Raw genomic sequence first — 10,129 nt, 5'->3', positions numbered from 1 at the left:
GCCGCCTGGGGCCGCGCGCGGCCTGCCACCATCGCGGCCGTGACGAGACAACTCGCCAGGACCGCAGACCGCCACGTCAGTCGTCGTCGCCCACTCGCGGCGGTCACACCCGTAAGTTCACTCTGACTCATCTGTCACGTCTCGTGCTCATCGGCCCGATCCGCCTGGCGCCGACGGCGGCAGCGGGTCCGGGACCTTGTTCCTGACGGCCGGGATGGTGCGAAGGTACGCGAAGATGGCCTTCAGGTCCGCATCCGTCATCTGTCCGAACACCCGCCAGGGCATCGGCGGCAGCAACTGCCGCCCGCGGCCCTGATGCCGGCCATGGCGCAGCGTGTCGATGAACTGCTGCTCGGTCCAGGCGCCCAGGCCCGTCTCGGGATCGGGCGTGAGATTGGCGGCAAAGCTCATGCCCCACGCGCCGGCATACGCCGGTTCGATCGGATAGACCTCGCCCACACCGTCGATCGGTGGCATCGCCGGCACGGGGCCGCGCGCATCGAAGCCGGCCAGCCATCGGGACCGATCGTATTCGGGGCCGTTGGATCCCATCACCATCGGCGTGTGGCAGTCGCCGCAGCCCTTGCCCTCGACCAGATAGCGTCCGCGTGCGACCGGATCGGCCGGACTCGGCGCCACCGTCATCGTCGTGATCGCGGCGGGCGGCGGTGGTGGCGGCATCGCGGGCCCGGACGGTGGCACGGGGTCGGGCACGGCGTTGCGGATCGCGGGCACGGTCTTCAGGTACGCGAACATCGCGGCGAGATCCTCGTCGGCCAGGCGACGGAACGTGTCCCAGGGCATGGGCGGCAGCAGCGGGCGACCGGTGCCACGGTGTCGCCCGGTCCGCATCGTCGCGATGAACTCCGCTTCGGTCCAGCCTCCGATCCCGGTGGCCACATCCGAGGTCAGATTCGCCGTGAAGCTGCGCCCCCACGGACCGGACCACGACGTCATCGTGATGCTCGCGGCACCGAGCCACGGAGGCTGCAGTCCGGGCGGATCACGCACGACGAGGCCCGCCGGATGTCCCGAGAGGCTTCGGCTCATGTCCGGCTCGGGCCCGTTGTCGCCCATCGTCCACGGCGTGTGGCAGTCGTGGCACCCGCCGGTCGTCACCAGGTACGCGCCATGAGTGACGCGATCCGGGGACGGTGACTGCCCGACGGGGGCGGCCGCCTGGGGTTGCGCGAGGCGTGCGGTCAGCATGGCGCCGAGGGCCAGACCGCACAGAGACACCACGGACGAGGACCTGCGTTGTCGAGCCACGTCTCCTCCTTACCGCGCGGATGCGCGTGTCTGCGGGAACTGCGGAGTGTCCTCGGCAATCCACCGTCGGAGGAGGGCGACGGCGTCCTCGTCGACGAGGCGGCTGCCAAGGGGAGGCATCTGGAGCACGGGATGACGCGAGGCCATGCGCGCCACCAGCATGCTGGCGTCAGGATTGCCCGGCGCGATGCGGTCGACGATGTGCGGATGGGCGGTGGCCGTGAAGCGGCTCGGCACGGCGAGCGCGGTGACGACGGCCGGGGGCATCGCCGACGGCTGGGCCAGGGTGTACTGCAGCGTGAAGCCGATCGACGCGATCTCGCCGACGCCCGTGTGGCACATGCCGCAGTTGCCATGCAGGTAGCCGAGCGCGGCGCGCGACACCGGCGTCGACACGGCGATGCGCGGCGGCGTCTGCACCAGCGTCGACGGCAGGTGCCGCACGAGGCCGCGCGCCACCAGCGTCTGCAGCGTGACGCCACCCGCAGGCACCGGCTCCGCATGCGGCGCGAGCGGATCGCGATCGTCCGAGAGCTGCAGGGCCGACACGCCGAGCAGCCGCGACGGACCAGCCTCGTGACAGGCCGTGCAGTCGGCGCGCGACGGGATGGCATGCCGTACGCCCTCGCGGATGGCAACGCTGTTGAGGATGCCGCGCTCGTGCACCAGCGTCGCGGATCCGTCCGGACGCCACACGTAGCTCGCGTACCGCCAGCCGGCGGCGGTGCGCTCGATCAGCCGCGTCTCGGCGGGGGCGCCGTGAAAGCGGAATTCCTTCCACACCTTCGTTCCGACGGGGAACACCCACGCGTCGGGATCGCTGGCGTCGATCCAGCTACCCTCGGGGAGGAACAGCCAGCGCGACTTCTCTGCGCCATCGGTCCACAACGGATACTGCGGCGCAAAGGCCAGGAGTCCGCTCGCGACCACCTTGGCGTTCCAGTCGCTGTACAGGCCGGTCTCGCGCAACGTCTCCGGCAGCGGCGGCACGACGGGCTCACCGGTGCGCGCCACCGTGACGCACACCAGGCTGACCATGAGCACCGAGACCGAGCACGCGAGGAGTCGCCGCACACCCAAGACAACGGTGGGGCGTACAGGGCCGAACGAGGACGGAGGAAAAGAGGAGGGAGGACGGAGGTAGGACGGAGGGCTGAGGGACTGAGAGGGACCGAGAAGGAAGGGACTGAGAGGGAAAGAAAGGAAAGAAGGGGACGGAAAGGGCCAGGGTGTCAGGGCGCGGGGTCTCGCAGTTTGCGAACCGAGACGACCAGCATGGCGGTGAACTCGTGCACTTCGCCGAGCAGCCACGCCACCTCGGCGGGGTCGCCCTTGCCGAGCTCGCGGAGGATGCCGAGCGCGTGGCTCGTCTCCCGGCATTCACGCAGCGCCACGGTGTAACAATGGGCCATCTGGCGGCGCGAGATCGAAGATTGTGCTTCGCTCAGATTGAAGCCGATCGCAGTTCCTGCTGCCGCCAGCTGTTCCACCACCCGCCGCGGCAGCGTCGCGTCGCGCAGCAGATCCGCCACCACCCTCAGCAAACGCACCGAAAACCGCTGGGCCCTGCCCGCCAGATCCTGCCGCGCCCGAGTCGCCATGCCCGACTCGAGAGCGAAATCCATGCCCAGCCCACCCTTCCGTGCCCGACCCTCTCCCTTCTTCTTCCTTTCCCTTCCTCCAACCTACCTCTTTCCTCCCTCCTCTTTCCTCCGTCCTCCCTAGTACTTGCTCTTCTGGGGCTCGATGCGGTCGACCCACGCGAGGATGCCGCCGGTGAGATTGACGGCCTTGTCGAAGCCCTTCTCGCGCAGGAGCGTGACGGCCTTGGCGCTGCGGCCACCCATCTTGCAGTGGACGACCAGGTCGCGCGTGCCATCGAGTTCCTCGAAGCGGCTGGCCAGCTCGCCGAGCGGAATGACCGTCGATCCCTCGATGCGCACGATGTCCACCTCGTGCGGCTCGCGGACGTCGAGGACGACGAGGTCGTCGCCGCGATCGAGCCGGGCCTTGAGCTCCTCGACCGTCGTGACCGGAAGCTCGTCCACCGGCGCGGCCGCCGCACCCGGCGCCGGCTTCAGACCGCAGAACTGCTCGTAGTCGATCAGGGCCGTGACCGTCGGGTGGTCACCGCACACCGGGCACTCGGGGTCGCGACGCAGCTTGAGCTCGCGGAACTTCATCCGCAGCGCGTCGTAGATCAGGAACCGGCCGACCAGCGGCTCGCCCGCCCCGAGAATCAGCTTGATCGCTTCGGTCGCCTGGATGACGCCGATGATGCCCGGCAGCACGCCCAGCACGCCGCCCTCGGCGCAGCTCGGCACCAACCCCGGCGGCGGCGGCTCGGGATAGAGGCACCGGTAGCACGGGCCATCCTTGGTGGCGAACACCGAGGCCTGCCCCTCGAAGCGGAAGATGCTCCCGTAGGCATTCGGTTTCCCGAGCAGCACGCACGCATCGTTGACCAGATACCGCGTCGGGAAGTTGTCCGTGCCATCGATGATGATGTCGTAGGGCCGGAACAGGTCGAGCGCGTTCTGCGACGACAGCGCCGTCTCGTACAGGTCGACCTGGATGTGCGGGTTGATGGCCAGCACGGCATCCTTGGCCGAGTCGAGCTTGCGGCGGCCGACATCCGACGTGCCATGCGCCACCTGCCGCTGCAGGTTGCTGAGGTCGACGACGTCGAAGTCGACGATGCCGATGCGGCCGATGCCGGCGGCGGCCAGATAGAGCAGGACCGGCGACCCGAGTCCACCGGCGCCGACGCACAGCACGCTCGCCGCCTTGAGCTTCTTCTGCCCCTCGACGCCGACCTCCGGCAGGATCAGGTGCCGGCTGTACCGCGCGATCTCTTCCTGCTCGAGCGCCGGCAGGTCCGCCGTCGCCGCGCCGCTGCCGCCCGCGACAGACGGGATGATGCTGATCGTGTCGCTCTCGCCCAGCGGCGTCTGTTCCTTCTGCAGGTACCGGATGTCTTCGTCGTTGACGTAGATGTTGACGAAGTGACGCAGCTTGCCCTGCTCGTTGTACAGGTGCTTCTTCAGCTCCGGGTACGTGGTGGTGAGCGCCGACAGCAGATCGCCGACGGTCGCGCCGCCCACCTGCACGATGTCCAGCTTGTCGGTGTATTGGCGGAGCGGCGTAGGGATGTGGACGGTATGCGGCACGGGCAAGACTCCTTCAACGGGGCGGCCAGCACCCCGGGAGATCCGGATGGGGCCAACTGGAGGATCATAGCGAACGTCCCCCGGGCATCCGGCCCGCTTGTGTCATATGCCAGACGTCCTTCGCACGCTCGTCCTCGTCGCCGCCCTCTCCGCCCCCACGACGGCGGACGCCTCGCGCGTGGCCTGGACCGTCGCTCGGGACGGCGGTGACGCGGTCCAGACGCCGACCCAGCCCGCTGGCGGCGCGCTGCCGGCCACCGAGCGCCGGGTGATCCACGGCCTCGTCGAGGACACGCTCGGCGGCGCGATCGCCGACGCGACCGTGCGCGTCACCTGCGGCCCCGTCACCCGCGACGTGCGCACGGACGCCACCGGCCGCTTCGTCGTCGACGACCTGCCGGCGGGTCGGTGCGTGGCCCAGGCCTCGGCGGATCTGTTCCTGCCCGTGACCCACACGCTCGACCTCACCACGCGCCGCGACGGACTCGTCCGCTTCGTCGTCGAGCTGGCCGGCCTCGAAAGCGAGGTGACCGTCACCCCGGCCCGCGGCGAGCAGGAACGCACGTTCGACGTGCCGGAGGCCGTCGGCGTCGTCACCGCCGAGGAACTGGAGTCGCGGCCGGTCCAGTTGCTGCCGCAGGCCCTGCGCGAGGAGACCGGCATCGTCGTGCAGCAGACCACCACCGCCCAGTCGTCCGTGTTCATCCGCGGCTTCAGTGCGCAGCGCGTGGTCTACCTGCTCGACGGCGTCCGCTTCAACACGTCCACCTACCGGGCCGGCGCCACGCAGTACCTCGGCTGGGTGGACCCGGCGGCGGTGCAGCGCATCGAGGTGGTGCGCGGGCCCTCGTCGGTGCAGTACGGCAGTGACGCCATCGGCGGCGCCGTCAACGTGCTGTCGCACCGGCCGACGGTGCTGTCGGCCGGCAGGCAGGGCAGCGGCCTCATGGAGGTGGCGGTCGCCAGCGCCGATCTGAGCGGCGGGGCCAGCGCCTTCGGGCAGGTCCGCGCCACGACCTACGCCCTGCGAGGCGGCGTGTCGACCCGCGCGGCCGACGACCTGCGTACGGGCGGCGCCGTCGACAGCCACAGTGCCCTCACCCGCTACCTCGGGCTGCCGTCGTCGACGTTGTACGACCGCCTGCCCGCCACCGGCTATCGGCAGTCGGGCTGGTCTGCCGCGGCCACCCTGCCGTTCGCGGACGGGTCGGCCCTGACGGCGCTGGCCATGCAGGAGTCGCAGCAGGGAGTGAGCCGCGTCGATCGCACGCTCGGCGGCGATGGCCTCTTCCGCAGCACCTTCGACCCGCAGCGCCTCGGCTTCGGCTACCTCCGCTATCAGCGCACGGGGGCGGGGCCCCTGGCGGTGCTCCAGGGCACGCTGTCGATCAACCAGCAGCAGGATGACCGCCTCGAGCAGGCCCGGCCCGACACGTTCTTCGAGACCGAGACGGCGCGGACCCGCGTGCTCGGCTATGCCGCACAGGGCACCTGGCAGTCGTGGCGCGGCCATACCGTGACGACCGGCGCGGAGGTGTACGACGAGGCGATCGCCACGAGCCGCACCCGATGGCAGTCGGGCCCCCCCGCGGCGCTGCGACCCGAGACCCCCGACGGCGCCGGCTACCGGTCCGCGGCGGTGTACGTGCAGGACAGCGCCTCCCTCGTGGGCGATCGCCTGGGTCTGCGCGTCGGCGTCCGTGGCGGCTCGTTCACGTACGAGGCACCGGCCGACGCGGCACTGGGCGTCAACGCCGAGCGGGTCCGCATGAGCGCCGTGACCTTCAACACCGGCGCGGTGTGGAGCCTCGGCCCGGCGCTCAACGTGACCGCTTCGGTCAGCCGCGGCTTCCGGGCCGCCAACGCCTTCGACCTCGGCGCCATCGGCGTATCGGGCGGGGGCTTCGAGATCGCCCCGCGCGAGGCCGCGGCACTGGAGGCCCTCGTGGGGTCCAACGACGGCGCCACGGCCGTCTCGACCGGCACCCCCGTGGCGTCGCTCGGCCCCGAGTCGATGTACGCCTTCGAAGGGGGCGTGAAGCTGCGCACCCGCCGCGTCGCCGGGTCGCTCGTGCTGTTCGATCTCGAGTTGCAGGACGCCATCGCGCGGCGCACCGCCATCTTTCCCCAGGGCATCACCGGCAGCGCCGTCGCCGGCTACCCCATCGTCTCGCAGGACGCGGAAGGACGCGCCTACGTGTCCATCGACCCCCGCCCGATCGTGACGCGCGTCAACGTCGAGCGGGGGCGCATCCACGGTCTCGAGGCCGACCTGCAGGTGCGGATGGGCCGTCGCTGGATCGGCAGCGCCAACGTCTCGCTCGCCAACGGACGCGACGGCGACGACGTGTACCTGCGGCGCATGCCGCCGCTGATGGGGGCCATGCGGCTCAAGTGGGAGCCAAGCGTGCACCCGTTCTGGGCCGAGGCCGTCGTCACGGCGGCGGCGGCGCAGACGCGGCTGAGCCCCGGCGATCTCGCCGACGCCAGGATCGGCGGACGACGACGACGGGCGGACATCGCCGCCTTCTTCGCCGGCACCGCCACGGACCTCGGGCTGGTGCAGGCCGGTCGCCTCGTGTCCACGGGCGAGTCGCTCGCCGAGGTCCAGGCGCGCGTCCTGAACGGGGCCGACGCCTCGTTCCTGTTCACCGAGACGCCGGGGTTCGTCGTCGTCAGCCTGCGGGGCGGCTGGCGCCTGTCCTCGCGGCTCGACACCACCGTCATCCTCGACAACCTGACGGATCGCAACTACCGCTGGCACGGATCGGGGACCGATGCCCCCGGCGTCTCGCTCGCCGCGAAGCTCAGGGTCCGACTGTGACGTAGTCGCGTTCGCGGGCCCGGATGGCCTTGTAGCGCCGAAACACCTCCCGCGCGCTCTCGAGCCCGACGACGGACCGCCACGACGACCCGCGGAACGTGTGGGCCAGCAGCGCCCGGGCATTGCGCAGCACGAATCCCGGACGCCGCCGCAGGACCGCCGGCATGTGTCGCACCTTCATCCAGCGCTCGGATCGCCAGCGCAGGAACTCGATCTCGTCGGCCGTCAGATGCGCGCTGCGGACGACGGCGGTCGTGCCGTCGTACTCCTCCAGCCGCTCGTTGACGATGAGATCCTGGCGACGGAAGTCCTCGTTCATCGGCGTGCGCGGATACGGCGTCGGATGCTGGATGTAGGGCCAGTCGACGTAACGTCGCGCGAAGGCCAGGTTGGTCTCGATGGCGTCGGCCGTGTCATCCGGATTGCCGACGATGAGCCCGCCGACGATGAAGATGCCGTGGCGGTGCAGGACGTCGATGGCCGCCAGGGTGGCGTTGCCGACACGGCGTCCACCTTCGCGCTGCGCGTTCTTGGCCGAGGCCTTCAGGAAGGTCAGGTCGGCCTCGAGCACGTTCTCGATGCCGAGGAAGACGTACTCGAACCCGGCGCGCCTCATCAGCGGCGCGAGCCGGTCGCCATGGGCGGCGAACGCCGACGTCATGCCCTGGACGATGAAGCGCAGGTCCTGGAGGCCAGCCTCGATGATCGCCTCGCACAGCGCCTCGAAGCGGCGGACGTCGAGGGTGACGTTGTCGTCGACGATGAAGATCACCCGCGCCCCATGGTCGCGGGCGTCGGTGATGTCGGCGATCACCCGAGCCATCTCGCGGGTGTAGAAGTTGCGGCCCCGCATCTCGATGATCGAGCAGAAGCTGCAGTCGAAGGTGCAGCCGCGCGAGGTCTCGACGACATCCACCGGATCACCGAGAAACGTGTAGCCGTCCAGCACCCGTGCACCGCGGTTGGGCGGCGCCAGGGTCTCGTCGAGTCTGTGCGACGGTGGCCGGTCTGCGTTGTGCACCACGGTGCCGTCGGCCGCGCGCCACGTGAGCCCGGCGATCTCGGCCAGTGACGCCGAGTCTCCGCCCGCCTCGATCGCACGCAGCACTTCACGGAACGTCCGTTCCCCTTCACCGCGCACGACGAGGTCGACGCCGTCGTCTCCCATCCAGGCCTCGGTGGCCAGACTCGGGTCGTAGCCGCCCGCCACCACGCGCGCCTCGGGACACCAGGCACGGAGTCGGCGCAGCAGCCGCAACGCCGTCCGTCGCTGGAAGGTCATGCAGGAGATGCCGATCACATCGGGTGGCTGCTCCCGCACGAGACGCTCGACGGTGCCGACGACGTCGTCGGGCACGAGCACGAGGTCGGCGATGGCGACCGTGTGATGCGCATCGATGTTGCCCGCGAGCGATGCCAGGGCACCGTTGGGCATGCACATGCCGATGGTGGGCGTGTGCTCGAACGCATCGGGCATCGAGAGGAGCAGCACGTGCATGAGCTCGACCTCGAACAGACGACGGGGTGACCGCAGGGAACGAGTGCCAGCATACACGCGGCGGCGGTATTCCCGGTGCTACTCGAGGTCGACCTCGAGCAGGGCCGGCTGCCGCACCTGCACGTCGACCGGGGACGGATCGGTGCGCGTCTTGCGGCTGGGAACCCCCAGTTCGTCGAAGCGCCGGACGGCTGGCAGCACGCGCGTCTCGAGCGTGCCCACCGCTTCGTTGTAGGCGCGCACGGTCTTGCCCAGCTGATGGCCGGTGGCCGCCAGCCGGGTGACCAGCGTGGCCAGTCGATCGTGCAGATCGCGCCCGAGATCGCTGATGCGCTGCGCGTTCTCGGCCAGCTTCTCCTGGCGCCAGCCGTACGCCACGGCGCGCAGGAGCGCAATCAGCGTCGAGGGCGTGGCGATGACGATCTGCTTCTCCAGGGCCTGTTCGATGAGCAGCGGGTCGGCCTCGGCGGCCGCGGCCAGGAACGTGTCGCCGGGGATGAACAGCACGACGAACTCGGCGCTGTCGCGCAGCTGCCCGGCATAGCCCCGCTCGGCGAGCTTGTGCACATGCGTGCGCAGCTGTTGCGCGTGGCGCTGCACGTGCGCGCGACGCTCGCTGTCGGAACTGGCCTCGAGCGCGTCGAGATAGGCCGTCAGCGCGACCTTGGCGTCGATGATGATGGTGCGTCCGGCCGGCAGGGTGACGACCACGTCGGGCCGCAGCCGGCCATCGTCGCCATCGTGCGTGCTCTGCTCGAGGAAGTCGCAGTGGGCACTCATGCCGGCCAGTTCGGCCACCCGGCGCAGCGCGACCTCACCCCAGCGCCCGCGCACGTGCGGCGTCCGCAGGGCGGTGACCAACCGGGCCGTCTCCTGCTGGAGGGTGCCGGTCGCCGCGACCACGTCACGCAGCTGCTGGCCCACCTGGCCGAAGCCGTGCTGGCTGGATTCGGCGAACGCCTGCGTCTGCCGCTGATATTCGGTGAGCTTCTCGGCCAGCGGCGTGACCATCGCGCCGATGGCGTCGGTGCGCGCCCGCAACTCGCCGGACGCCTGCTCCTGCATGGTCCGAAAGCGTTCTTCGGCGAGGGTGAGAAAGCGGGCGGCACTCGAGTCGAGCGCATCGGCCGCCAGGGCCTTGAAGGCGTCCTGCAACTGCTTCTGGGCCGCAGCGAACTCGCGCAGGTGCTCGCGGTTGCGCACCTCGACTTCTTCGGCACGCGTCTCGGCCACCGCCTTGCCGCGCTGGGCGATGGCGAGCTCGCGACGCAGTTCGTCGAGGTCCCCCTGCGCCTGCGCCAGGGCCTCGGTGGCCGCGCCCGCACGCGCGTCGGCGGCGGCCGCGTCGGCGTGCAGGGCACGGGCGTC

The 10,129-nt window shown here is 70.5% G+C and carries 7 protein-coding genes; 1 reads left to right on the top strand and 6 read right to left on the bottom strand.

The features are described 5' to 3' along the window. Positions 1 to 147 precede the first annotated feature (147 nt). The 4 genes from Q0C41_RS26780 to moeB form a co-directional block, all read right to left on the bottom strand. Positions 148 to 1,269 carry a c-type cytochrome gene (locus Q0C41_RS26780; RefSeq protein ID WP_291989244.1) on the bottom strand — a complete coding sequence of 374 codons (1,122 nt, stop codon included), beginning with the start codon at positions 1,267 to 1,269 and terminating at the stop codon, positions 148 to 150. A 9-nt stretch (positions 1,270 to 1,278) separates the two neighbouring features. Further along, positions 1,279 to 2,343: a hypothetical protein gene (locus tag Q0C41_RS26775; protein WP_291989240.1), complete on the bottom strand. Its 1,065-nt coding sequence runs from the start codon at positions 2,341 to 2,343 to the stop codon at positions 1,279 to 1,281. Positions 2,344 to 2,501: 158 nt separating this feature from the next. After that, the gene (locus tag Q0C41_RS26770; RefSeq protein WP_291989238.1) at positions 2,502 to 2,894 is read right to left on the bottom strand and encodes a four helix bundle protein; all 393 of its coding nucleotides are present in this window, start codon (positions 2,892 to 2,894) and stop codon (positions 2,502 to 2,504) included. A gap of 96 nt (positions 2,895 to 2,990) precedes the next feature. Further along, a complete protein-coding gene (gene moeB, locus Q0C41_RS26765) occupies positions 2,991 to 4,439 on the bottom strand; it encodes a molybdopterin-synthase adenylyltransferase MoeB (RefSeq protein ID WP_291989236.1) in 1,449 nt (482 codons plus the stop codon). A gap of 106 nt (positions 4,440 to 4,545) precedes the next feature. On the opposite strand from moeB, the gene Q0C41_RS26760 reads away from it, so the two are divergent. Beyond that, positions 4,546 to 7,263, top strand: coding sequence for a TonB-dependent receptor (locus Q0C41_RS26760; protein WP_291989234.1), 2,718 nt, complete (start codon positions 4,546 to 4,548; stop codon positions 7,261 to 7,263). Here Q0C41_RS26760 and Q0C41_RS26755 read toward each other — a convergent pair. Next, entirely contained in the window at positions 7,247 to 8,761 is a 1,515-nt protein-coding gene (locus tag Q0C41_RS26755) for a radical SAM protein (RefSeq protein ID WP_291989232.1), read from the bottom strand. The genes Q0C41_RS26760 and Q0C41_RS26755 overlap by 17 nt on opposite strands. Positions 8,762 to 8,839: 78 nt before the next feature. After that, the coding region (locus tag Q0C41_RS26750) for a DNA recombination protein RmuC (protein ID WP_291989229.1) at positions 8,840 to 10,129 on the bottom strand (1,290 nt) is incomplete at its 5' end.

The organism is Luteitalea sp. (assembly GCF_022842525.1).
GTDB lineage: Bacteria > Acidobacteriota > Vicinamibacteria > Vicinamibacterales > Vicinamibacteraceae > Luteitalea.
This window is presented reverse-complemented; position numbering and strand designations above follow the sequence as displayed.

Excerpts from the sequence above, each read along its gene's own strand:
- Q0C41_RS26770 (WP_291989238.1), bottom strand. The coding sequence starts at position 2,894 with ATGGATTTCGCTCTCGAGTCGGGCATGGCGACTCGGGCGCGGCAGGAT.
- Q0C41_RS26760 (WP_291989234.1), top strand. The coding sequence starts at position 4,546 with ATGCCAGACGTCCTTCGCACGCTCGTCCTCGTCGCCGCCCTCTCCGCC.
- Q0C41_RS26755 (WP_291989232.1), bottom strand. The coding sequence starts at position 8,761 with ATGCACGTGCTGCTCCTCTCGATGCCCGATGCGTTCGAGCACACGCCC.